Source organism: Thermoclostridium stercorarium subsp. stercorarium DSM 8532 (genome assembly GCF_000331995.1).
Lineage (GTDB): Bacteria > Bacillota > Clostridia > DSM-8532 > DSM-8532 > Thermoclostridium > Thermoclostridium stercorarium.
The window spans coordinates 1208977-1234923 of the sequence record NC_020134.1; the positions used below are offsets into that span (position 1 = coordinate 1208977).

At 43.2% G+C, this 25947-nt stretch carries 17 protein-coding genes; all 17 read left to right on the top strand.

Annotation, left to right across the window (positions count from 1 at the left end):
• Positions 1–224 precede the first annotated feature (224 nt).
• The 17 genes from CST_RS05240 to CST_RS05320 all read left to right on the top strand — a co-directional run bounded on the left by CST_RS05240 (position 225) and on the right by CST_RS05320 (position 25915).
• Positions 225–3188: an extracellular solute-binding protein gene (locus CST_RS05240; RefSeq protein ID WP_015358801.1), complete on the top strand. Its 2964-nt coding sequence runs from the start codon at positions 225–227 to the stop codon at positions 3186–3188.
• 3 nt (positions 3189–3191) lie between these two features.
• Positions 3192–4112, top strand: a complete 921-nt coding sequence (locus tag CST_RS05245; protein WP_015358802.1) for a carbohydrate ABC transporter permease — start codon at positions 3192–3194, stop codon at positions 4110–4112.
• A 17-nt stretch (positions 4113–4129) separates the two neighbouring features.
• Complete coding sequence (locus CST_RS05250; protein ID WP_015358803.1) at positions 4130–5002, top strand: carbohydrate ABC transporter permease; 873 nt, start codon at positions 4130–4132, stop codon at positions 5000–5002.
• 21 nt (positions 5003–5023) lie between these two features.
• Complete coding sequence (locus CST_RS05255; RefSeq protein ID WP_015358804.1) at positions 5024–7090, top strand: YIP1 family protein; 2067 nt, start codon at positions 5024–5026, stop codon at positions 7088–7090.
• Between the two features lie 4 nt (positions 7091–7094).
• The gene (locus CST_RS05260) at positions 7095–9344 is read left to right on the top strand and encodes a DUF5696 domain-containing protein (protein WP_242823595.1); all 2250 of its coding nucleotides are present in this window, start codon (positions 7095–7097) and stop codon (positions 9342–9344) included.
• On the top strand, positions 9341–10336 hold the full coding sequence (locus CST_RS05265; RefSeq protein ID WP_015358806.1) for a carbohydrate ABC transporter permease: 996 nt from the start codon (positions 9341–9343) through the stop codon (positions 10334–10336). The genes CST_RS05260 and CST_RS05265 overlap by 4 nt, the downstream gene beginning before the upstream one ends.
• Entirely contained in the window at positions 10333–11313 is a 981-nt protein-coding gene (locus CST_RS05270) for a carbohydrate ABC transporter permease (RefSeq protein WP_015358807.1), read from the top strand. Before CST_RS05265 ends, CST_RS05270 begins: the two co-directional genes overlap by 4 nt.
• Positions 11276–12889 carry an ABC transporter substrate-binding protein gene (locus tag CST_RS05275; protein WP_144050598.1) on the top strand — a complete coding sequence of 538 codons (1614 nt, stop codon included), beginning with the start codon at positions 11276–11278 and terminating at the stop codon, positions 12887–12889. Before CST_RS05270 ends, CST_RS05275 begins: the two co-directional genes overlap by 38 nt.
• Positions 12890–13146: 257 nt before the next feature.
• Positions 13147–14184, top strand: coding sequence for a LacI family DNA-binding transcriptional regulator (locus tag CST_RS05280; protein ID WP_015358809.1), 1038 nt, complete (start codon positions 13147–13149; stop codon positions 14182–14184).
• A 284-nt stretch (positions 14185–14468) separates the two neighbouring features.
• On the top strand, positions 14469–17393 hold the full coding sequence (locus CST_RS05285; protein ID WP_015484960.1) for an extracellular solute-binding protein: 2925 nt from the start codon (positions 14469–14471) through the stop codon (positions 17391–17393).
• Between the two features lie 10 nt (positions 17394–17403).
• On the top strand, positions 17404–18372 hold the full coding sequence (locus tag CST_RS05290; protein ID WP_015358811.1) for a carbohydrate ABC transporter permease: 969 nt from the start codon (positions 17404–17406) through the stop codon (positions 18370–18372).
• A gap of 1 nt (position 18373) precedes the next feature.
• On the top strand, positions 18374–19267 hold the full coding sequence (locus CST_RS05295) for a carbohydrate ABC transporter permease (protein WP_015358812.1): 894 nt from the start codon (positions 18374–18376) through the stop codon (positions 19265–19267).
• Positions 19268–19273: 6 nt separating this feature from the next.
• The gene (locus CST_RS05300; protein WP_015484961.1) at positions 19274–20752 is read left to right on the top strand and encodes an NHL repeat-containing protein; all 1479 of its coding nucleotides are present in this window, start codon (positions 19274–19276) and stop codon (positions 20750–20752) included.
• Positions 20749–21372: a Yip1 family protein gene (locus CST_RS05305; RefSeq protein WP_015358814.1), complete on the top strand. Its 624-nt coding sequence runs from the start codon at positions 20749–20751 to the stop codon at positions 21370–21372. Before CST_RS05300 ends, CST_RS05305 begins: the two co-directional genes overlap by 4 nt.
• A 9-nt stretch (positions 21373–21381) precedes the next feature.
• Positions 21382–23967, top strand: a complete 2586-nt coding sequence (locus CST_RS05310; RefSeq protein WP_015358815.1) for a DUF5696 domain-containing protein — start codon at positions 21382–21384, stop codon at positions 23965–23967.
• Positions 23964–24872, top strand: coding sequence for a carbohydrate ABC transporter permease (locus CST_RS05315; RefSeq protein WP_015358816.1), 909 nt, complete (start codon positions 23964–23966; stop codon positions 24870–24872). The genes CST_RS05310 and CST_RS05315 overlap by 4 nt, the downstream gene beginning before the upstream one ends.
• A 53-nt stretch (positions 24873–24925) precedes the next feature.
• A complete protein-coding gene (locus CST_RS05320; RefSeq protein ID WP_242823596.1) occupies positions 24926–25915 on the top strand; it encodes a carbohydrate ABC transporter permease in 990 nt (329 codons plus the stop codon).
• The last annotated feature ends 32 nt before the right edge of the window (positions 25916–25947 follow it).

Sequence of the window (25947 nt, forward strand, 5' to 3'; positions counted from 1 at the left end):
TTATAATCAATAGCTTGATTTTCTATAAAAATCAGTTAAACTCCAACAGTGGAAATAATTATCATGTATTTCCATGGGAATATTGCCAAAATTATATTGACTTAGCATAGAATGTTGTGTATAATCTATATAGATATTTCATAAATTTATAAATTATTTTATATTATATTTAATTTTTAAATTTAATAAAATATTTATAGTTAAAATGTATTGGTGGGGATACCATGGCATTTCAAATCCGAAAAGGTTTATCCGCCGTTTTATTAGTTACCGCCATGCTGACAACCATGGGCACCACATCAACTGATTGCGTTTCTTCAGGTTCAGCGTTTCCCGATACTTCCGACATAAGCAGAACTGATTATTTAAATAAAATCACTGCAGAAAATTATTCATTCATAAGCAGCCGATATACGGCGGCCATGTATTCCGGAGACGTTATAGAAATTCCTGTGAATAATTCCTATATTGCTGAATTATCAGGTGGAAAACTTGTTTCGGATAATAAAGGATACAGAAATGATGTTATTGAGCTGTCACGGGGAGAATGTGCCCTGTTTTCGGTAAATGTGCCTGAAACTGCGTTGTATTGGATAAGCTTTGACTATTATCCCAGTTCTGATTCAATTCTGCCGGTAAAGGCTTCGCTGTCGGTTAACGGCAGGATACCGTTTTATGAGGCGCAAAACCTGGTATTTGAGAGCACCTGGATTGATAAAAAGGAAAAATCCTATGACAGATATGGCAACGAAATTGTCTCATCCCCTGAAAAACTGCCACGCTGGGAAAAAAAGTTTGTTATGGACGGAAGCTACCGTTATTCCGCCCCGTTCGCCTTTGAGCTGAAAAAAGGGGAAAACATAATTGAATTAAACATCACCGAAGGTGCTATGCTTTTAGGAAACATTTACCTTAGCGGTGAAACCAAAATTCCCGATTATTCAAAACAGGAGGCGATGGACGGAGACAGAATTATAATTATTGAAGCAGAGAGAATTGATTACAGAAATGATTCTTCAATCCGCGCCACATGCGAGTTTAATACTGCTTTGACGCCTTATGATGCGTCAAAAAAGGTGTTGAATGTAATAGACGCCGCGTCTTTTAAAGACGCAGGCCAGACCGTTTCATATGAATTTCTTATAGATGAGCCGGGATGTTATTATATGGGTTTTGTATACAGGCAGAGCGACAAGACAGATTTCCCCGTGTTTCTGGATATCAGGATAGACGGGGAAATTCCAAACAGGCTATTGAAATCCTATCCGTTTAAATATACGAAAGATTATACGAATTTAACACTGACTGATAATGACGGAGAGCCTGTGGCTTTGTATTTGGACAAAGGCAGACATACCATTTCGCTGACAATTAGTATAGACAATATAAGGCATGCTCTGGAAACAACCGAAAGAATTATTTCGGGTATCAACGACCTGGCGCTGGAAATTACAAAGGTAGCAGGTAGAAATAAGGATAAATACAGGGATCTGGATTTGGTAAACTACATTCCCGATGTCCGGGAAAGGCTCCTGACATGGGCGGATGAGCTGGACGGACTGAGAAATGATTTGAGGAAGCACAACCCGAAAGTAAAAGAAATAGGTGCTTTATCCTATGCAAAAATAGCTGCGGAAAGTTTACGAAGACTTGCAAGGGAACCAAACAGAATCCCATACAGAATTGATGAACTTGCGCAAAGCACTAATTCCGCCGTTCAGTACCTGGCTAACTTTATTGACATATTAAAGGATAACCGCCTGGCAATTGATAAAATATACATATATCAGAAGAACGCAAAACTTCCGGAAGGTATTGGTTTCTTTAAAAGCATTTATCTGAGTATTGCAAGGTTTTTCTCTTCTTTTGCCGATCAGGCGTATTCGGCCTCCAACAAGGACGAAAGCCACCTGCAGGTCTGGGTTAACCGCTCCAGGCAACATGTGGAGCTGCTTCAGAAAATGATTGATGAAAGTTTTACTCCAAAAACCGGAATTAAAGTCGATGTCTCAATTATGCCCGATCAGGGGAAGCTTATTATGGCAAATGCAGCGGGCGACGCTCCCGATGTGGCGCAGTCGGTAAACTATTCGGTACCTTTCGAACTGGCTATAAGAGGCGCGTTGAAGGATATAACCGAATTCGGGGATTTCAGGGAAGTTCTGACAAGGTTTGCAGACGGACTGCATATCCCTGCGATGATAGGCGATGGAATTTATGCCGTGCCTGAAACCATCAATTTCTGGGTATTGTTTTACAGAACCGACATACTGGAAAAACTGGGGCTGGAGATACCCGAAACGGTTGAAGATGTAAAACGGATGCTTCCCGAACTTCAGATACGCGGCATGAATTTTTACTATCCCACGGCGGGCATGGGTTCGTTCAAGAATTTTCACGGAACCACTCCTTTGATTTTCCAATACGGCGGCAGTCTTTATGGAAGAACTGCAGACAATACGGCTTTGAACAGTGAAAGGACTGTTCAGGGGTTTACCGAACTTACGGAGCTTTTTACAATTTATAATCTTCCCGTGGAAGTGCCAAGTTTTTATCAGCGATTCAGAAACGGCAGCCTGCCTATAGGAATAGCCGAGTATGGGATGTATAACCTTCTTATAAACGCCGCGCCGGAGATAGCCGGCAATTGGGATATCGCAGTTGTTCCGGGAATAGTTAATGAAAACGGCGAAATTGTAAGGTATACGTCGGGCGGTGCTGAAAGCTGTGTTATTTTCAGAAGCACTGAGGAAAGGGAAAAAATGGCGTGGGAGTATATAAAATGGTGGACGTCAAAAGAGGTGCAGGTGGAGTACGGGCAGACGCTTCAAATAACCTACGGGCCTGAATACATATGGAATACCGCCAATCTTGAAGCATTTGCCGAACTTCCGTGGGACGCAAAACATAAAGCCGTTATAATAGAACAGACAAAATGGGTACTGGAAGCGCCAAGGCTTCCAGGAAGCTATATGACCGAAAGGGAACTGAGCAACGCTTTCAACGCCGTTGTAGTGGACGGAAGGGACCTGAGAATTACGCTTAATACCGCCGTGAAAAGGATTAACAGGGAGACCGAAAGAAAGCTGAAAGAATTTGGGTATATGTCCCATGACGGAAAAATGATAAAGGAATATGAAGTACCTACACTCGAAAAAGTACGCCGGATATTATATGGTGAAAATTAGGGGATGAAAGCGTTGAAAACGGGAAAAAAGCTTTCAAGCAGGGAAAACAACCTTAACGCTTATGTTTTTCTGGCTCCGTACTTACTGCTGTTCCTTGTCTTTATCCTGATCCCGATTGCGATGGCAATAATGCTGTCGGTAACTAATTTTAACACCCTTGAATTTCCTGACTTTGTCGGACTGATGAATTATGTGAATTTAGTGACACAGGATGAAATTTTCATGCAGTATGTATTGCCAAATACAATAACCTACGCGCTTATAGTGGGGCCGGGAGGGTATATATTGTCGTTCCTGGTGGCATGGGCACTTTCCCAGCTGCCAAAAGTTCCGCGGACGATACTTGCCCTTGTATTCTATTCGCCGTCAATTACCTCAGGGGTGGCGATGAATGTGCTGTGGAGGATTTTGTTCAGCGGGGATCAGGCCGGATATATCAATGCGTGGCTGATTCGGCTCGGAATAATTACAGAACCTGTACAATGGCTTACCGACAAAAGATATCTGCTTACGATAATGATTATAGTTGCGTTATGGAGCAGCATGGGCGTGGGTTTTCTTGCAATTCTCGCAGGAATCCTGAACCAGGACGAAACTCTGTACGAAGCTGCCGCAATTGACGGGGTAAAAAACCGCTTCCAGGAAGTCATATATATTACGATACCCGCAATGAAACCTCAAATGCTGTTTGCGGCGGTGATGTCTATAGTAAACACTTTCCAGAACGGTATGATAGGCGTTCAGCTTTCGGGGGCAAATCCAACACCGGGATATGCCGGACAGCTGGTGGTGAATCATATTGAAGACTATGGCTTTATCCGTTACGAAATGGGATACGCGTCTGCGGTTTCAGTGGTTTTGCTGCTGACGGTATATGTTTTTTCAAGAGTTTCAAAAAGGCTGTTTTCCGAAAGGGAATATTAACGGGGCGGGTGGTCGGAATGGCAAGGTACCGGAAAAATTATATAAATCCTAAAAGGTTCGACAGAAGCCAGATAAAAATTATGCTGATTCTTTTGCCGCTGGCTCTGTTCATGCTTCTCCCGATAGTTTTTATATTCTGCCATGCCTTCAAGCCAATGGATGAGCTGTTTGCTTATCCTCCAAGGTTTTTTGTCATAAGGCCTACACTTGATAATTTTTATAAACTGTTTAGAACTACGTCAACGTCAGCAATTCCCATCGGCAGGTATGTATTTAATACATTTCTGGTAACACTGACAACGGTGACCGGTTCCGTATTTATTTCCACCCTCGCGGCTTTCGCGTTATCAAAACTGAGGTTTAAGGGCAAGGTAACCCTTATGGAAATAAACAACGCGGCATTGATGTTTGTACCTGTTTCGGTTATGATACCGAGGTACCTGATAATAAATGCCCTTGGATTAATTGATACGTATTTTGCGCTCATTTTACCCTTAATGGCAATGCCGGTATGCTTGTTCCTGATAAAGCAGTTTACCGACCAGGTTCCCGATTCGCTGATTGAAGCGGCGTATATTGAAGGAGCTGGTGATTTTACCGTATACCGGAGAATTATCCTTCCACTAATAAAACCGGCCGTGGCAACGGGTGCCATTCTTTCATTCCAGCAGGTATGGGGAGATGTAATGAGTTCGTCCTATTACATTTCCAATGAGACCTTAAGAACACTTCCTTTTTATATGAATACACTGACGGGTGCCGGGAATGTAATTGCCGGACAGGGAATGGCTGCGGCTGCAGGCCTTGTTATGTTCGTGCCAAATCTGGCGCTGTTTGTCATCCTGCAGAGCAATGTCATGAACACAATGGCGCATTCGGGGCTGAAGTAATCGGGATATGGGGGTTTACTCGTGAAAAGGTTTGAAAGAAGGCTTTTGCCCAAATTAATGGCGGGTTTAATCACCTTTGCATCGGCCTTTTGGCTTAATGGGCTGTATGTGATGGCGGATATTCCGTATAAGACTTTTACGCTGGACGGGTATGGAAGGGTTGTGGAAACCCAGTCGGCGTACATACCTGTTAAAACCATAAACAAAGTCGGTGAACATTCCTTCAGAAACGCATCGGATATGAAGATAACAGCCGACGGGGAGATTTATATAGCCGATACCGGCGGAAAAAGAATACTTGTAACCGACATCGACGGGAATTTGCTGGAAATATACGGGGAAGGGGTGCTTAATGAGCCAACGGGTATTTTCGTAACTGATGACAAGTATTTGTATGTGGCGGACAAAGGCGCGCAGAAAGTTATTGTCATGGATCGGGCCGGAAAAGTGGTCAACGAATACGCCAAACCCGATCATCCCCTTTATGGAAAAGGTGTTGAGTTTAAACCGCAGAAACTTGTGGTGGACGCAAAAGGGATAATGTATATCATCTGCGAAGGAAATACCAACGGCATTGTTCAGATTAGTCCCGCTGGCGGCGGAACCTTTCTTGGATACTACGGAACCAATCTGACTTCGGTTACTTTCCTTGATATTTTCAGACGGGCAATACTTACAGAGGAACAGCTTGCAAAACTCCCCAAAAATCTTCCGAAAACCCCAAAGAATTTGTTTATTGATAAAAAAGGCCTTATATATACCGTTACCCAGGGTGGTTCGGAGGACAATACCGGCCTTAGAAAACTGAATGTGGCAGGAAAAAACCTTATACAGGCGGTTTATGTGGATCCCCTTCCGTCAGCCGTTTCGGTGGGAAACTATGAGAACATTTATGTTGTTTCTGAACAGGGATATGTATACGAATACAACAAGGACGGCAGTTTACTTTTCATATTCGGCGGAAAGGATTCGGGGCGCCTGAGGATAGGGCTTTTTCAGAAAGCCGTCGCGGTTGACGTGGACAAAAATGACAATGTGTTTGTGCTTGACCAGGAGAAGAACGAAATCCAGGTTTTTAAACCCACCGAATTCACAAATCTGGTGCATGAAGCACTGTACCTGTACCAGTCGGGGAAATATAACGAGAGTATGCTGCCGTTACAGGAAGTACTCAGAATGAACAGCCTTTTCGATTACGCAAACCAGGCCATCGGGCAGGCATATCTTCAGGAAGGAAATTATTCGGAAGCAATGAGATATTTCAGAATGGCGAAAGACACCGCAGGGTATTCCGATGCTTACTGGGAAGTGCGCAATATCTGGCTTCAGAATAATCTTGTTACGATATTGCTGGTTTTGGTGTTAATCGGGGCATTATGGAAACTGGTTAAATCAATTCGGGAAAAGTACGGACTGTTCAGCCGTGCAGCAGCCGCAGCGGTCTCATTTAAAAACAGGCCGCTGGTATCAAGGCTTAATTACACATGGTATTTCATCAGGCATCCGATAGACGGATGCTATGGCATAAAAATGGAAAACAAGGCCTCGTACCTGTGCGCAAATATACTTTTAACGCTGTTTATAATCGTATTTTTGATAGATAAATACGCAACAGGCTTTATAGTAAAAACAATACCCGACGGGAGGTATAAGATTTTCTCGGATATCGGCGGAATTATAGCTTTTTTCCTGCTGCTGACCGCCTGTTCATACCTTGTCTGCGCCATCAATGACGGAGAAGCCACTTTCAGGCAGCTGTATGCGGCATATGCATACTCCCTCGGGCCGTATCTTGTTATAAAGATTTTAGTTGTGCTGTTAAGCAATGTGATAACTTATAATGAAATATTTCTGGTGGAATTTTCCAACTTTTTTCTCTATTTGTGGATTTCAGTCCTGCTTTTTATAGCGGTTAAAGAGATAAACGGTTATTCGGTAAAAGAGACGGTTAAGGTGATACTTTTGACCGCATTCTTTGCTCTGATAGTGGTGCTTCTTATCTTCATCATGTATGTGCTGACCACTCAGGTGTACGACTTTATCGAGGCGATAATCGGAGAGGCGGTGTATCGGTTTGAGAAGTCGTAAAAATATGGTGCGCAAAATATTGTCCATTTTCCTTCCTGTTTTTCTGTCGGTTGTTATAAACCCAAAAGTTTCGGCATATCCGGCACAGAATGAAAAGCTCGGTCTTAAATACCGGGCAGTAATGGACGACAAACTTCCTGACGGAGTGATTTTTACTGAGCCTTCAAAAAATATAAAGGGGCATAAACTTGTTGCTGAAAGCGATAATTACCAGCTGTATTTTAAAGAGGATTCACTGTCGGTTATCGTAAGGGACAAAACAACGGGCGCGATAATGGAATCGGTTGTGGAAGGAGATGTCCGTGGCAATGCCATTGCAGGATGGCAGAGTTTTTTAAAGTCGGGAATTGTTCTGAAACTTATAAAAGGAATTAACCTGAACCATGTAGTGGTCGGAGCAGACGAGGCTGAAAGGGATGTGAAATTAACCGGCGACGGTTTCTATGCGAAACTTTACTATGAAGAATACGGCATTGGTTTTGACGTTCATGTTTCACTTTCAGAGGATCAGCTGATTGTTGAAATTCCCAACCGGTCAATCGTTGAAGACAAAGATGAGTATAAAATAGGGGAAATATATGTTTATCCTTTTCTCGGGCATACGCATATGGGGGACAGATCGGGTTATATGCTGGTGCCCGACGGCAACGGCGCCATGATATATCTTAACGACAAGAACCGAAGATTTTCCTCGAATTATTCTCAATATGTATATGGCAGAAATATAGGCATTGATGAACCTTATGCCCTGTCACTACTTATGAACAGGTACCAGTCGGTTAATGAAGCAGAAAATATTATGGCACCGGTGTTTGGAATGGTACATACCGATTCAGAAATGGGGTACCTGGGAATTATAGAGAGCGGAGATTACAGCGCCAAAATAGAAGCTTATCCCAATGGTGCGTATACCGATTATAACTGGATCTGTTCGAAATTTATCCTGAGGCAGATTTATATCCAGCCCACAGGGAAAAGGGAAGGGCATGTTATTGCCAGGCAAGAGAGGCGAAATGAATTTGACATCCGCGTAAGGTACTGTTTTGTTTCGGGTGAATATGCGAATTACACAGGTTTGGCGCTGAAATACCGCGATTTTCTTCTGAAACACGGAATCGTCGTTCCCAGACATGACAATTTCAGGATTCGCCTGGATTTTCTCGGCATTGATAAAGAAAACTGGCTGATTTTCAAGCGGAATGTAACGATGACGACGGTGAACAATATAAAAGAGATTTACAAAGAACTGAAAGATGCCGGCGTAACCGATATAATTTCGGTTTACAAGGGGTGGCAGAAGGACGGGATAAATGCGCTGCCCATAGAAAAATACGCTGCCGACGGTGACATAGGGGGAAATGGAAAACTTACTGCACTGATTAGGGAATGTGAAAGCTCAGGAATTGAATTTTATTTATATCAGGATTCGCTAAGGATAAATCCTTCTATAAAAAACGCTGCGTTTAATGTTGTAAAACAGATAACTAAACGGGTTTATGAGGAAATGACATACAAGGATGTGTTTGAAAAATTCAGGTTTTTAACCCCTGCGAAGACAAGACAGGTCATGATCAGGTCGGCAAAATCCTACATAAACAACGGTGTAACAAACATAATGCTCGGTGGAATTACAAATATCCTTTTTACATATACCCATAAAGGGAATCTTTACACCAGGGTTGACACTGCGAATATTTATGAGTCTGCCGTTTCGGAATTAAGCGGGAAACTGAATTTCATTATGGAAAAGCCTTTTTCATACCTGTGGAAATATACCAATGCCATAGCAGATATGCCCATAAGTACTTCAAATTATATATTCACCGATGAAGAAGTGCCGTTTTTGACAATAGCCCTTAAGGGCTTAATCCCGATGTACTCCGAATATGTAAATTTTGAGGCAAACAAGGAGGAATTTTTCCTTAAACTGGTTGAAACCGGAGTTTATCCGTCATTTTACATTACATATGAAGATCCCGCAAAACTGCAATACACAAATTCTTCGGATATATACAGTTCAAGGTTCGCTGTCTACAAAGACGATATAATCAGGTACTATAACGAGCTGAAAAAAATAAACGATCTCACTCAGGGAGCAAAGATAATTTCCCACAGTCAGTTTTCGAACGGGCTTACCGTCGTAAGCTACGATAACGGCGTGAAAATATATTTGAATTACAATCCCGACAGGGTAATTACGGCAGACGGATATGCCATTGAACCGATGTCTTATGTGGTGGGTGGAGGAAAATGAAAAAAATTGTATTTGCAAGAAAGAACAGCGGGCTGAAAAAAAGAGAAGCTTTGACTGGGTATTTATTTGTTTCACCGTGGGTAATCGGAGTTTTGACGTTCCTGATTATTCCGCTGGGGCAGTCATTCTACTATTCCCTGTGCAGTGTAAAGATTTCCCCGAAAGGAAGAAAATATGAGTTTATCGCTTTAAAAAATTATACTGACCTGTTCAGGCTTGACGTGTGGTTTATTGAAAATATGATAAGGTATTTGCTGAATACCCTGATTTCCGTGCCGGTCATTGTGGTATTTGCTCTCATTATTGCAATGCTTTTGAATGAAAAACTGAAAGGAAAGGGTTTTTTCAGGACAATATATTTTCTTCCCGTTATTGTAGTAAGCGGGCCTGTAATGATTCAACTGGCCGATCAGGGTGCCACCAGCATACCGGCGATGAATGTTTCGGGAATCATAAGGGTTTTGGATACATACCTGCCTGCATTTATGGTAGAGCCGGTTGCGAACCTTTTTAACAACATGATTCTAATCCTGTGGTACTCAGGAGTTCAGATACTCATATTTCTTGCTGCATTGCAGAAAATAGATAATTCGCTTTATGAAGCTGCCAAAATAGACGGAGGTTCGGGATGGGAATGTTTCTGGAAAATAACGTTGCCGATAACCAAGCCTATGATTTTGCTTAATGCCGTGTATACGGTGATTTATGTTTCGGGGAATGAGCAGAACGTGATAATTAATTCAATATACAATGACATGTTCGCAGTAAATAGGGGATATGGCTTTGCATCGGCCAAAGCGTGGCTGTACTCGGTGGTCGTTCTCGCAATTGTGGGATTTTTTGCATTGGTTTTAAGAAACAGGGATACATATCAGGCTGAGATAAAAAGGTTTGAAAAAATGAAAGCAATAGAGGAAAAGGAAAGAAGGAAGCTTTTAAGAAGACAGGCAAGGCGTTCCGGAAAGAAACCCAAAGGGGTGTGTACAGGGTGAAAACGGTTAAAAGCGTACGGGTCAATTTATTTCAGGCTTTAAATAAAGAAAAAATGATAAAGCTCCTTAAAGGAACAAATGACAGGCAGGGTCTGGTTTACTTGTTGTTCAGATATTACCTGCTTATTGTCATCGGCTTCATATATTTGTACCCGTTATTTTATATGGTAAGCACCAGCCTAATGTCACTGGATGATTTGCTGGATGTGTCAATCAACTGGTTACCGTCAAGTCTGTATCTGGATAATTATATTAACGCCGCAAAGGCAATGGATTTTTGGAATACATTCCTGAAAAGCATTGTTGTTGCGGTCGTTCCCACCGTTATCCAAGTATGCTCATGCGCCGTGATTGGTTACGGTTTTGCCAGGTTCGAGTTCAAAGGGAAAAAATTAATGATGGCGATACTGATATTTTCGTTCATTCTGCCAAAACAGGTCACAATGATGCCGACATATGTGCTGTTCACGAAGCTGAAACTTGTCGGAAGCCTGCACGCCTTCAATTTGCCTGCACTTTTGGGGCAGGGGTTTTATGCACAGATTTTCATACTGATATTTTATCAGTTTTTCAGACAGATGCCGAAATCCCTGATTGAGTCTGCGCAAATCGACGGCGCGGGAAGCATCAGAGCTTTTCTGAAAATCGCAATACCTTCTGCCGCACCGGCGATATTGGTGGTTTTTCTGTTTTCATTTGTATGGTACTGGAATGAATCCTACCTTACAACCCTGTATATCTCGGGAGTGGGGACGAAGGCTTCCAATGACTGGACCACGCTGGTTGTGGAACTCAAGCATTTCGAGAATATATATGCACAATATAACCAGCGGAATCAGGAACAGCTGAGAAACATAAACGAATCAATTAAAATGGCGGGGACTTTCCTTGCCATACTTCCGCTTCTGATAATGTACGCCTTCCTTCAGAAGAATTTTGTTGAAAGCGTTGACAGAACAGGGATTACCGGTGAATAATCACCGAAGCGTAAGTTCGGTGGTAAACGATAAAAATTACGACAAAAAGGAGGATTATCCGATGGACGTTATCAAAAAAGCGTTGCCAATTTTACTTGTTATGTTCTTATGCTTTACAGTGCTTGCAGCATGTGACCGCAATAGGAATGACAAAGGCGGGGACAGAACGCGGGCGGTGTCTGAAGTACAACCGTCGGGTGACGCAGGTTCCGGCGAAACCGATGCAGCGCAGAATGAAGATACAAAAAAAGCAAAATCTTTGCCTCCGATGACTGCCGAAAATATTACACTGTCTTATGCATCCTGGGAAAATGAGGTGCTTACAACCCATTTGGCAAAAAGGTTCATGGAAAAATACCCGAATATAACGGTGGAAGTTATAACCCTCCCGCTGGAAGGTTATAACGATGCCCTCCTAAACCTTGTTGCCAGCGGGCAAATGCCTGATGCTTTCTGGATACTGGGAGAATGCGATTTTGCAATAGCAAACCAGCTGCTCGGGGATATGACCGAATATTGGGAAAACGATCCGGAATCCGATAACGTACTGAAAACCATAAACGAAGGCAGGTTTGGATATTACGGCACCGACAGAAAATGGGCCACGCCTGTGAAATTCTTTCCTGAAACAATATTTGCCAATAAGGCTTTGTTTGAACAGTTAAACGTGGAAATGCCGCCAATGGACTGGACATGGGAGGAAATGGTTGAATATGTGAAAAAGATGACCGTGCCGGAACTTGGCATATACGGATTCAATCAGTACAGAAGAATTGTAACATGGTATCCGGTTGCGGCCGACGACAACTGCTGGGGCGAATTTGGATGGGACGGTCAGTCTTTTGATTTCACAAACTGGGCTGACGGAATTAATCTTGAAGCTGAACTGATAAACGGTGGCTATCATGCGCCGCCATTCGGTTCGGATGAAGCGGAAAAAGCCTTTGGCGACAGAAACATGTGGGCTGCGGATTCAGGCAAAATAGCTTTTCAGTTCGACGCATGGTGGACGTTTAACAATCTGTTTGCCCAGGACAAATATCTGGAAAAAGGGCTTATTTATGTACCTTATCTTGTGCCAAGGGCCAAGGGAACAACAAGCAAGCACACAATGGGAACTTTGGATTTCGGCGGAATTTCGTCAGCAACCGAATATCCGCGCGAAGCCTATGAGCTGCTGAAATTCATGAACTGGAGCGAAGAGGGATGGATGGCAAAACTTGAGGCTTATAGCACCCTCACGAATCCCGACGGTTCGAGGCTGTCGCTTGACGCGCTTCCGATAACTTTGAGTGAAAAGGTATGGCAGGAAGTGAGAAAGTTCTTCCCCGGGGATGATGATCCTTACGGCAGAGGCCCATGGTTCGATTATTTCCTTGAACACTGTAAAGAGCCCATTCCGTATGGCGGAACCATGATACCGGGCTTTGCAACGTTCCTTGCGGAAGGATATGCTGGGGTTGAAGATGCGGTTATAAACGGCGGAGTAAATGCCCATGATTTTGTTCGGGATTTGACCGAAAAGGCAAATGCGGCAAACAGAGAGGCAATGAAAGCCTTTGAAACCTATGAATAAAAATAAAAATGCAAACTTATGCAAAATTAAAAGCAGGGGTTTTACACCCTGCTTTTTGTTTTGAAAAATTCAGTAAATATCAGTATTATATGTGAGATTTAACCGTCACATAAAAATAAAACAGATAATAAAGATAAGTTTTATAAATATTAGCTGCTTGCAAAAAATGCAATGTTATAGTAAACTTTTATTGTGCAAATATAATTTATTTGCACAGTAAAATTCAAAATGTAATATAGCCAAAAGGAGAAAATACGGTGAAAAGAGTAACGATTCAGGATATCGCAAGAGAGCTGAATTTGTCAAGGAATACCGTTTCAAAGGCGCTCAGGGACAGTGATCAGGTTTCTTATGAAACTAAATGCATGGTCATTAAAAAAGCTTATGAGATGGGATATACCAAATTGTCTCCTGCAGTTTTGAAACAATCGGGATTGAGTACCGTCTCGGATAAAATTAAAACAGTCGTGGTTTTGCTCAAGAGGGAAATTTCCCTTTTCTGGAACAGCATTATTATGGGGATTTCGGAAGAACTTAACAGGTGCGGTTTTAAACTGCAGCTTAATTTCATCAGTGAGGAAGATGAGAAAAACCTGGTTCTTCCGCTTGATTTGGAAGAGGATGTAAGCGGGATTATAATTTTAAGCGTGTTTTCTCAGAATTACATAGAAAAGATTCTGAAACAGAACATTCCCACCGTATTTCTGGATGCGCCGGGGAATGTGGAGACAATCGCCCACCACAGTGATATAGTCCTTTGCGAAGGAATTAACAGTGTTAAGGCGATAACTTCGGATCTGATATCCCGAGGAATGAAAAAGATTGGTTTTATTGGCGACATAACTTACTGCAGGACGATCAATGACCGTTATCAGGGATATCTGAAAGCACTTGAAGAGGCAGGCATTGAAGCGGATAATTCCATTATTGCTGCGCACCACGTTAAAAACAGGTATTATGCGGCCGAGGAAGTGGAAGCGGCCCTGGATGGTTTTCCGTATATTCCTGAAGCCATTGTCTGTGCCAATGATGACATTGCGCTGGATGTCATCAGGTATCTGAAAAGCAGGGGAGTGTCGGTCCCCGGGGACGTAGCCGTTACCGGTTATGACGATATTGAAGACCTTACACGGGCAGAACCGTTCCTTACCACTGTCCGCGTGCCGAAGCAAAGACTGGGAAGAAGACTGGTTCAGCAGCTGATGTGGAGGATGCAGTACCCTGATTTTCCGAAAGAAATTGTTATCATTGAGGTTCAGGTTATTTTCCGGGAATCTTCGAAAAAAAATATATAAAACGGGAATATGGACTGATTGTGTACTAAAAATGACAAAACGGAGGAAAACTCCGTTTTTTTGTTGCATTTTATACAATAAAAAATAATATTTTGCAATATAAATGCACAGAAATATAAATGTTATTAAATTACCATAATTAACATATATATACATATAAAATTGTTAAAACTGACAATTTTGGTATTGCAATTTATACAGTTTTGTACTATAATACAAATTGCAAAGATAAATGCATTAATAAATGCATCATATTTGCACGGTATAAAGAGGGAATTGCAAAAATGAAGAAGACGGCAGTATATAAGTTTATAGTCTTTCTTGTTTCAGTTGTCTCGGTAATTATTTTGTCTGCCATATTGCTGAAGCAAATGGCCGCAGCGGGGACAAATCTTTCAACCGATGAATATAAGTCTCAGCTTGCAGGGATTAATATAAATGGTATTTCCTTCAGCGACTATATAAAAAATTATGACGTTAAAAGGAAACCCGATGCGGAATACATAATAGAAGCAAAGGATTATGTCCGGGTCGAAGGTATGGAAGTCCGGAAATTCGCCGATTTTCACGGAATGGACGGTATATCTGTATACACCGGTGAAAAGGGGTTTATTGAATATGAGGTGGACATAAAGGAAGAAGGTTTTTATAACATCTCCATACTTTATTATCCTGTTGAAGGAAAAAGCGCCGCCATACAGAGGGCGATATTCATAGACGGTGTATTGCCATACAGGGAGCTCAGCCTTGTGGAGTTCCCGAGAATATTTGTAAATGAACGGGATGAATGGCTAAGGGACAACAGGGGGAATGACCTGAAACCCAGGCAGGTGGAAGCGCCGCAGTGGATAACGGGTTTTTGCTACGACAGTGAAGGGTATGAGACAAAGGAACTTGCCGTTTATTTGGGGAAAGGAATTCATACAATCACTTTGTACTCCCTCAGGGAGCCGATGGTTATCCGGAAAATCATTCTGAGCAACACAGGGGAAGTACTCCCGTACGACCTGGTCAAGGAAAAATACGACGCCGGGGGAGCTACCGATACATCGGGACATATGGTCAGAATTGAAGCAGAGCACGCAAACAGGAAATCTTCCCCGATGCTGTATCCCACTCAGGACAGATCATCTCCTGCAGTATCCCCCTATGACGCGAAGGAATTGAGAAATAACACGATTGGAAGCAACGGCAACTGGAAAATTGTCGGTCAGTGGCTGGAATGGGATTTTGAGGTCCCCGAAAGCGGATATTATTATATAACCTTGCACGCCAGACAGAATTTTGTAAGGGGTATTTACACATCAAGGAAAATAATGATTGACGGAAAAGTCCCTTTTGAAGAAATGAGCGATTACGGATTCAAATATTACAGCGGATGGAGATTGATTACGCTGGGTGATGAGAACGGCGAAAACTTTAAATTCTATCTTGAAAAAGGGAAACACGTGCTCAGAATGGAAGTGGTATTAGGGGATTTTTCCCGCATTGTAAGCAGGGTGGAAGACATTGTAAAAAATCTTAATGCGATCTATCGAAAGGTTATACGTATTACAGGCGTGGAACCTGACAAGTACAGGGACTATCATATTGAAAAGAATATTCCGGGAATAGTGGAGGAGCTTAAAAAAGAAAGAAACAGTCTTGCAATTGCGATGGAAGAACTCAGGGCGGTTGCTGGGACGGGAAGCGATCGTGAAGCGGCGCTGAATACAATGCTTAGACAGCTTGATTATGTAATAGCCGATGTTGAAAGACTGCCCAAAATACTTACTTCATTTAAAATTGACATAAGTGCCCTGGGAAACTGGATTACGGGCGTGCTTGAGCAACCCCTCGCGCTGGATACAATATATATTCATTCTCCCGATGTTCAAGTGCCAAAACCGAATAATTCGCTGTTGGCCAGAATTGTCCACACCATCAAATCCCTATTTTATTCCTTCGTGATTGATTATAACGCCATAGGCAATGTGGCCGAAGAAGGGGAAGATGTAAGGACGATTACCGTTTGGATCGGTTCGGGACGTGATCAGGCAAATGTTCTTAAATCGCTGATAGATGAGTCATTTACTCCGCAAACGAATATAAATGTAAACCTCGAACTGGTGGATATGGGGATGCTTTTGCAGGCTACACTGGCGGGTCAGGGGCCTGACGTGGCAGTGCAGGTTTCCAGTGATATCCCGGTAAATTACGGTATGAGAAATGCAGTTGTGGATTTGTCCCAATTCCCCGATCTGGAAGAAGTGAAAAGGCAATTTCGGGAAAGCGCAATGGTTCCGTATGAATTTGACGGGCACGTTTTTGCCCTTCCTGAAACCGAAACCTGTCTTATGATGTTTTACAGGAAGGATATATTGGATGAACTCGGGCTTGAAGTGCCGGTAACGTGGGATGAAATGAAGGCGGCCCTTTCGGTGCTGAGCAAAAATCAGATGGATGTCGGAATGCTGCCGTCCGAACAGGTTTTCGCAATGCTTTTGTACCAGAGCGGCGGTCAGTATTACAACGAAAATTCCACCGCTTCGGTTCTGAACAGTGATACTGCCGTAAGGGCCTTTAAAGGGTACTGTAAATTCTACACTGATTACAGGCTGGACAGGGAAACCCCAGTGGATCAGCGTTTCAGAACCGGAGAGGCGCCGATTGTGATTGCCGACTATACGCTGTATAACCAGCTTCAGGTGTCGGCACCCGATATCAAGGGATTATGGGGATTTACGATGGTTCCCGGCACGGTCAGGGAGGACGGTACGGTGGATCATTCCGTACCAAGTGCCGGATCGGCGGTTATTATGATGAGCCGGGCAAAGGATAAGGAAGCGGCATGGGAGTTTATGAAATGGTGGGTTTCTGCAGAAACTCAAATTCGTTACGGCCGGGAAATGGAAGCATTGATGGGCGCTGCGGCAAGGCATCCCACCGCAAATATTGAAGCTTTCGAAAGCCTTCCGTGGCCTACCGAGGATTATGATGCCTTGAAAAGCCAGTTCGAATGGCTGAAAGGAATACCTCAGGTGCCGGGAAGCTATTACACCTGGAGAAATGTAAATAACGCTTTTTACAGAGTGGTTATAGCAGAGGACAAAAACAAGATGCAGCCGAGGGAAGCACTGACCGAATATGTAAGGTACGTAAATGACGAAATAACCTTCAAGAGAAAAGAATTTGGTCTGCCGACCGACGATGACCTGAAAAAGAAATAGGGTGAAAATAATGAAAACAGGCATAAGTACCGGTAAATCGGCGAAAGTGTCTTTGAACGGTGCGGCTGAGGCCAGAGTTTCGGCTGAATGGTCGCTGATTAACAGAATTAAAAAGCATAAGGCATCCTATGTTTTGGTGGCTCCGTATTTTATCCTTTTCTTTACTTTCACGGTATTGCCCGTTATTATGTCCATGGCTTTGAGCTTTACCAACTTCAATGTTCTTGAGCCGCCGAAATTTATAGGCTGGGGCAATTACATAAGGTTGTTTCTGAATGACGACATATTCAGGATTGCAATAAAAAACACGCTGATATTTGCGGTTGTAACAGGCCCGATAAGCTATATGATGTGTCTTCTTTTCGCATGGATTATTAATGAATTCAAAGGGAAACTGCGGGCTTTCATAACCCTGATTTTTTACGCACCGTCCATTTCAGGAAATGCCTATGTGGTATGGAATCTGATACTCAGGGGTGACAAATACGGAATTTTAAACGGAATACTGTTGCGCCTTGATTTGATTGATCAGGAAAAAATCTGGATGAAGACCGAAAAATATGTCCTGATGTTTCTTATTATCGTACAGTTATGGCTGAGCCTCGGAACAGGATTTTTAACATTTATTGCAGGACTTCAAACAATTGACAGGACATTGTATGAAGCGGCGGCAATAGACGGAATAAAAAACCGGTGGCAGGAACTTTGGTATGTAACACTTCCCTCGATGAGGCCACAGCTGCTTTTTGGGGCTGTGATGCAGATTACTCAGTCTTTTGCCGTTGCGGATATATCGATTAATCTGGCGGGAAATCCCAGCGTAAATTATGCCGGTGCCACGATAGTAACCCACCTTATGGACTATGGTTCAATTAGGTACGAGATGGGTTATGCATCGGCCATAGCCAATGTTTTGTTCATTCTCATGGTTGGTTCGAACAAAGTGGTCCAGAGAATGATAAGGAAGGTAGGAACATGACATGATAAGGGCTTATGGCGATAAAAAAACGCACAAAAAAATACTTAAGAGCCGTGTAGCCCTGAACCGATCGATGGCGGGAAACGTAACCCTGTTTATATTCATGGGGATATGCGGTATGTTCATGGCCATACCTCTGGTTTTTGTTGTGAGCAACGCGTTCAAACCTTTGGACGAACTGTTCAGGTATCCACCCAGATTGTTTCCGAGGCATCCAAGCCTTGATAACTTTGCTGACCTTAAGGTACTTATGGCAAACTCATGGGTGCCTTTCAGCAGATATATACTGAACACGGTAATAATCACGGGCGGAGGAACCCTTGGACATGTAATATTTGCATCGATGGCTGCTTATCCGCTGGCTAAGCATGATTTCCCGGGCAGAAATCTGCTGTTCAATATAGTTGTACTGTCGCTTATGTTTACCTGGCAGGTGACGCAGGTGCCAAACTACCTGATTATCTCGAAACTCGGCATCAACAACACTTATTGGGCTGTTATTCTGCCTGCGTTTTCATACGGACTCGGATTATATCTGATGAAACAGTTTATGGAACAAATCCCCGATTCAATAATAGAGTCGGCAAGGCTTGACGGGGCGGGCGAGTACAGAATTTACTGGTCGATAATAATGCCGAATGTAAAGCCCGCATGGCTTACACTGGCGGTATTGCAGTTCCAGACCATGTGGGGAAACACGGGGAGCCAGTTTCTGCGGGATGAACAGCTAAAACCGCTGCAGTACGCGTTACTGCAGATTGTAAACAGCGGCCCTGCAAGGCAGGGAGCTGCTGCAGTGGTTACGTTGATTATTGCCGCGATACCTATTACGTTTTTTATCATATGCCAGAGCAGCATAATTGAAACCATGACCACATCGGGAATGAAGGAATAGGGAAAGATGATGAGAAAAATTTGGGTGATTACGGCCATCATTTTAATAACGGTGTCGGAATGCGTTCCTGCGTTGGCTGTTTCAAGTGTTCCTTACCATACTTATAACTATGATTACTGGGGCTATATATACTATACCCCGGCAGCGTACATACCCGCAGGGAACGTTTCCGGAACAGGTGCGGGAAGCGGTCCGTTTAATAATCCGCAGGACATATTCGTGGCTGATGACCGGAGGATTTATGTCGCCGATACCGGCAACAACCGCATAGTGGTACTGAATGAGAGAATGAAGCTGGAGCGTATTATTGACAGTTTTGAAAACAGCGGGAAAACCGATGCCTTCAATGCTCCCCACGGTATATTCGTCACTTCCGACAACAAATTGTATATAGCCGATACCAACAATTTCCGGATAGTAGTACTTAATGAGGACGGAACTTTAAACAGAATAATCAGTAATCCCACTTCCGAAGTTCTGCCTGAAGACTTTGTTTTTGCGCCCCTTAAGGTTGTCACGGACTATGCTGAAAGGGTGTATGTTGTCGCTAAGAATATGTTTCAGGGGATTATGGCTTTTGACGAAAACGGTAACTTCACAGGATTTATCGGTACCATAAAAGTTACGATAAGCACCTATGAAAAAATATGGAGAAGATTTTCCACCAAAAAACAGAGGGAAAAACAAATCCAGTTTATCCCGACTGAATTTACGGGTCTGGACATTGATGATGACGGGTTTGTGTATGCTACGAATATCGATGCCGACGGGAAACAGTCGGTAAGAAAGCTTAACCCGAAAGGCCAGGATGTCATTAAGAAGAGCACGCGAAATGTAACCGGCGAAATACCTTTAAGCGGGGACATGTACTGGAGACTTTCAGGCGATTATTCAGGCGCTTCGAGAATTGTGGACGTGGTATACCGTGGGTCCGGGATTTATTCAATTCTGGATTTTACGAGAGGACGAATATTTACCTATGATGATGAGGGAAACCTGTTGTATATTTTCGGAGGCAGGGGAAGCCAGGAAGGCACTTTTAAGAATCCTGTGGCGATAGAAGCTGACGGAGACAGGATTTTGGTATTGGATTCCTACCGCGGCGAGATTATGACCTTTGTGGAAACAAGGTACGGTAATCTCATTAACGAAGCGGTAAAACTGAGATATGACGGAGACGAAGCTTCGGCGGTGGAACTGTGGAAACAGGTATTGGAACTTGACTCAAACTATGAACTGGCATATGTAGGGATCGGAAAATCATACCTTGCGGCAGGGGAAAACAAAAAGGCAATGGAGTATTTCAGGCTGGGAATGGACAGGGAATATTATTCCATTGCCTATAAAAGGTACAGGGATGATATTCTCGAGGACAATCTTGGTTATATATTTACGGGTATAGTGGTTTTGGTACTCGCAAGGTTTGTTTTCTCGCTGGTGAGGAAAATCAAGGCTGCTAACGGCAGAAAGAGGGCTGTAACATGATAAACAGGGAAAAGCTGATGTATCCGTTTTATTGCATGTTCCATCCGTTTGACGGTTTTTATGAAATAAGGCACCGGGATAAGGGAAGCGTGCCGGTTGCATTGCTGCTGGTGTTCCTGTTCGGGCTGTCATATTCGCTGAACAGACGGTACGCGGGGTTTGTGGTGAATTATATAAATCCCCGCACCGTTGACAGCCGGAGGGAAGTTTTGGGCATATTTTTCGCAGTGCTTCTTCTGGCCTGTTCCAACTGGTCGATAACCAGCCTGATGGAAGGCGAGGGAAGGTTTAAGGATATTATTATAGTTTTGGGGTATTCCATGCTTCCTATGGTTCTTACGTTTGTACCTGCCACGGTTATTTCGTGGTTTGTGGCCCAGAATGAAGAAGGACTGTACTACCTGTTAATAAACGTTTCGGTGATATTCACCGTAATACTTGCAATAATCGGCATTATGACAATACATAACTATTCTTTCGGAAAGACGGTGATAACACTTATTCTCAGCTTTATTGCGCTGCTGATTATAATTTTCATCATATTACTGCTGCTGTATCTGCTTCAGCAGGTTTACACATTCTTATACAGCCTGTATACCGAAATAATTCTGAAATTGTAGGTGGGCGTAATGAAAAACAGAAAAGGCAAGATATATCTTATACCAATATTGGCGGTTTTAGTCGCGATGTCGGGATATATGGCTTACATTTGCATACACTATTTCTTTTACGACGAGTACAAAGAATGCCTGGCTGACTATGCTTACGAAGAGGGAAAGGAGTTTAAGCCTCTGGAAGACAGGAATCCCTCAGTAGACGGCATGGTTCTGGTTGCCGAAACCGAATTTCTGAAACTTTATACCGACACTGAAACTACCGAGATTGCCGTATATGACAAGAGAAACGGGGAGATTGTCTATTCCAACCCTCCCGACCGCGAGGAAGATCAGATCGCCAGCCAGAGGAACAAAACGGCTTTGAATTCCCAGCTGGTTGTAACGTACTACGACAGCACGATGACACGGGCTACGATGTATAATTATGACTACAGCGTGGAAAGAGGGCAGTTTGAGATAGAGTCGCTCGAAAATGGTATCAGGTACATATATTTGCTTGGAAACATGGAAAGTCCGACGGGGATCGTGCCGCCGTATATAAGCGAAGAAAGGCTTGAAGAAAAAGTGCTCAGCAAGCTCAGCGATTCCGATGCAAGAACAGTCAGAAGCAGTTACAGAAAATCTGAGACCCTTGAAGGGTTTATGGAGCTTACACCGGGGACGAAGAGCAGCAAAGTGGGGCTGCAAAAGCTGAATAAGCTTTTCGAGCAGGCAGGGTACACCAGGGATGATTTCTATTACGACGCCGAAACGGCGTCTGCAGGCGATTTCCAGGAACCGACCACGTTTACGATTCCGCTGGAATACCGGCTGATAGGGGATAAGCTGCAGGTCTCAATTCCCGCAGGCCGGATTAAGGAAACGGGAAAAGGTAAAATTGAGAGAATAGACCTTCTGTGTTTTTTCGGAGCGGCTGGAACGAATGAAAAAGGATATATTCTTGTACCAAACGGCTCGGGCTCGCTTATTTACTTCAACAACGGGAAGAAAACCGAGAGATATATGCAGTATGTTTACGGTGTGGATGAAACCGCGCAGTCATATACCGTTGTTGAAGACACCGTAAATGCTATGATGCCTGTTTTCGGTATCAAAAGAGAAAACAGCGCAATATTTGCCGAAATCACCGGCGGGGACACGATGGCGGCGATAGTTGCCGATGTCTCGGGCAATATTAACAGTTATAACTACGTATATCCGTCTTTTCTGCTGAGAGGATCGGAAAAAGTTTCGGTATTTGGGGTAACGGGGGTGTCGGCCGATTTGCCCACCCTTGAAAAAGATATATATGACATTAATTATACCGTCACATACGCTTTTCTTGAACGGGAAAACGCCAGTTACTCGGGAATGGCGAACTATTACCGCAATGAACTTGTTAACAGGGGAGTTTTGAGAAAAAAAGATGAAAAGCAGGATTCCATTCCCTTTTACCTGGATATAGTCGGAGGAGTTAAGCTTCAGAAAAGCTTTCTTGGGGTTCCCTACATGGGAGTATACCCGATGACTACTTTTGAAGAGGCAGGGATAATAATCGATGAATTGGCGGAGAGAGACATTACCAATCTCAGAGTGAATTACCTTGGATGGTTTAACGGCGGTTATTATCACGATGTGCCCGGAAGGGTAAAAGTTGAAAAAATATTGGGCGGTAAAAGAGAACTGGAGAAACTAAACCGAAAGCTTGCCGGAATGGGCTCGAAACTTTTCGGCGACGTGGCGTTTCAGAAAGTTTCCTTTGAAGCTGACAATTATAACTGGAGGCTGGAAAGTTCGCAATACTATGTGGGGTTTGTGGTTTCCCTCGGGCGGGTTAATCCCGCCACATTGAGGCAAACCGGGGGTCTCGGTTATCCGGAGACCAACTACAATATAGCTTCTCCGAAATTTCTTGTGCGCCATGTAGAAAAGTTCAGATCGGGGATTGAAGAAGTAAATATATCGGGTATTTCGCTGAGGGATTTGGGCAGCACAGTGGCATCCGACAAAAGAAGGAGAAATCCGATTAACAGGCAGGAAGCAAAACAGATTGTTATGGAACAGTTAAGGAAGCTGTCGGGCGCAAAGGAAAATATAATGATAAGGGCGGCAAATTCTTACGCGTGGGCCTATGCCACCGATATTGAGGACGTTCCGTCGAATCATAACGGTTTTTTTATAGTGGATGAGGAAATTCCCTTTTACCAGATGGTGATACACGGCTGTATCGATTATGCAGGAAGTGCAATAAATTTAAGCGACAGCTATGACAAACAGGATATAATACTTCGGCTTATAGAATTCGGTTTATACCCGCGTTTTACACTGTCGTATAAAAATTCAAGCGAAATAAAGTATTCCGGGTTAAACAGCCTTTATTCCACTTTTTATAAAACATGGCTTGAAGATGCGGCAGATATATATCACAGGGTCAATGAAATATTGAAGCGTACAACAGGCAGCCACATTATCGAGCACAAAGTCCTTGAACAGGGCGTCAAAAGGATCACATATGACAATGGTGTGGCGATTTATGTAAATACAAACAATGAGGATGCAATCGCGGATAATATGACGGTTCCGGCCAGGGGATATGCCATTAAGGAGGTCGGGGGATGAAAAGGAAAATCAGATTTACATTAAGTCAGAAAAGAGCGGTGACAGGACTGTTGTTCATAATGCCCTGGTTGATAGGTTTCCTGGTTTATTATGTCAGAAGCCTGGTATTGAATGTGCGGTTTTCGCTGAGCAAAATTGAAATCATGAAAATCGGGGGATACCGGGCAACCTATATAGGACTGCAGAATTACAGGTATGCGCTGCTGGAACATGCAACTTTCAACCAGATACTTGTAAACTCCATCAGAGATGTTTTAATAGACATACCGTTCATTATATTTTTCAGCTTGTTTATGGCCATTTTGCTCAATACAAAGTTTAAAGGCCGGGGCATTGTACGGATTATCTTTTTCCTGCCCATACTTCTGGGGTCGGGGGCGGTCCTTGAGAGCCTCGAACAGGCAACGAGGAACATAACCGGCGGGGCGAGTGCCACAATTGCCGAATTGTCCAAGACCAATCAGATAAATATCGATTATTTTCTGTACATATTTGAAGACCTGGGGTTGCCGGTGGCACTGGTGGACTATATTACAGGACTTGTGGCGAGAATATTCGAAATAGTACGGGCTTCAAGCGTGCAAATTATCATTTTCCTTGCCGCATTACAGTCAATACCGAGATCGCTTTATGAATGTGCCAAAATAGAAGGGGCTACGGCTTATGAAACCTTCTGGAAAATAACTTTTCCGATGGTCTCACCGCTGATACTGACAAATGTAGTGTATACAATAGTGGATTTCTTTGTTAACAGTGAAGTGGTTGATTTAGCGTATGAAGTGGCTTTCACAAATTATGACTACGGACTGAGCGCTGCAATGAGCACCCTCAGCACCGCAGTTGTGTGTCTTATTCTGGTAATCGTCAGCGCTTTGATTTCAAGAAAGACATTCTATTACAACTGATAAAGCAGACAATAAGACCTAAAAGAAATAATATCCGGAAAGGAAGAGGAACCTTGAACGCCAGGAATGTCATGGTTTATTACAGGAAGATAAATGAAAAGGCGCACGACGTAACTTTCAGATCAGGAGCTTTTGGCAGGGTAAAGTTGGTTCTTTTTTCAGTTTTCAGGGCGGTAATAATTATCGGAATGTCGTATATAATACTGGGTCCGGTAATCAATATAGTGAGCAATTCCTTTTTCTCGGGCTCGGATGTATATAATCCGTCGGTGTTCATGATTCCGCTGAACCCCACTCTGGAGAATTACAGACGGGCTTTTGTCCGCCTCGATTACTTCCGCACTCTGGGGTATACTCTGGTTTATATTGTCACCATTACGCTGATCCAGATTTTTGTCTGCTCAATGGTGGGCTACGGTTTTGCAAGGTTTGATTTTCCGCTGAAAAAACTTTTATTTGGCTGTGTAATTGTAACAATTGTTCTTCCGGCCCATGTTATCATGCTTCCGCTGTATCAGCATTTCAGAAAATGGGATGTTTTAGGGATAATTGAGGCTGTCACGGGAGAAGCCGCAAATTTACTCTCCTCCGAAACACCGATGTATCTTATGACGCTGTTCGGCACAGGTTTAAGATCTGGACTGTTTATATACATTTTCCGCCAGTTTTTCAGGGGATTGCCTAAAGAGATTGAAGAGGCAGCCTTTATCGATGGCGCTGGCCCATGGTATACATATTTTGCCATAATGCTTGCCAATGCCATGCCTGCGGTTATAACAGTGGCAGTGTTTTCTATGGTATGGCAGTATAACGATATGTTCTATGCAAGGCTGTTTTCAATGCCGACAAGTCATATCCTCACTTTCAGGCTTTCCACTCTTCAGGCAACCGTTGAGTTCGCGGACCAGGTCAAAGATCCGCTGATATCGCAGCTGGCAGTGTATGCAGGAATAACCCTTGTTCTTCTGCCAATTCTGTTCATCTACTTCACTTTGCAGAAGTATTTCGTAGAAGGTATAGAAAGAAGCGGAATTGTGGGATGATGCAGACCTCGTGTCTGTATGAAATAAAAATA

Coding starts and splice junctions, on each gene's coding strand:
- CST_RS05240 (WP_015358801.1), top strand. CDS start 225: ATGGCATTTCAAATCCGAAAAGGTTTATCCGCCGTTTTATTAGTTACC.
- CST_RS05245 (WP_015358802.1), top strand. CDS start 3,192: ATGAAAGCGTTGAAAACGGGAAAAAAGCTTTCAAGCAGGGAAAACAAC.
- CST_RS05250 (WP_015358803.1), top strand. CDS start 4,130: ATGGCAAGGTACCGGAAAAATTATATAAATCCTAAAAGGTTCGACAGA.
- CST_RS05260 (WP_242823595.1), top strand. CDS start 7,095: ATGGTGCGCAAAATATTGTCCATTTTCCTTCCTGTTTTTCTGTCGGTT.
- CST_RS05265 (WP_015358806.1), top strand. CDS start 9,341: ATGAAAAAAATTGTATTTGCAAGAAAGAACAGCGGGCTGAAAAAAAGA.
- CST_RS05285 (WP_015484960.1), top strand. CDS start 14,469: ATGAAGAAGACGGCAGTATATAAGTTTATAGTCTTTCTTGTTTCAGTT.
- CST_RS05290 (WP_015358811.1), top strand. CDS start 17,404: ATGAAAACAGGCATAAGTACCGGTAAATCGGCGAAAGTGTCTTTGAAC.
- CST_RS05295 (WP_015358812.1), top strand. CDS start 18,374: ATGATAAGGGCTTATGGCGATAAAAAAACGCACAAAAAAATACTTAAG.
- CST_RS05300 (WP_015484961.1), top strand. CDS start 19,274: ATGATGAGAAAAATTTGGGTGATTACGGCCATCATTTTAATAACGGTG.
- CST_RS05305 (WP_015358814.1), top strand. CDS start 20,749: ATGATAAACAGGGAAAAGCTGATGTATCCGTTTTATTGCATGTTCCAT.
- CST_RS05310 (WP_015358815.1), top strand. CDS start 21,382: ATGAAAAACAGAAAAGGCAAGATATATCTTATACCAATATTGGCGGTT.
- CST_RS05315 (WP_015358816.1), top strand. CDS start 23,964: ATGAAAAGGAAAATCAGATTTACATTAAGTCAGAAAAGAGCGGTGACA.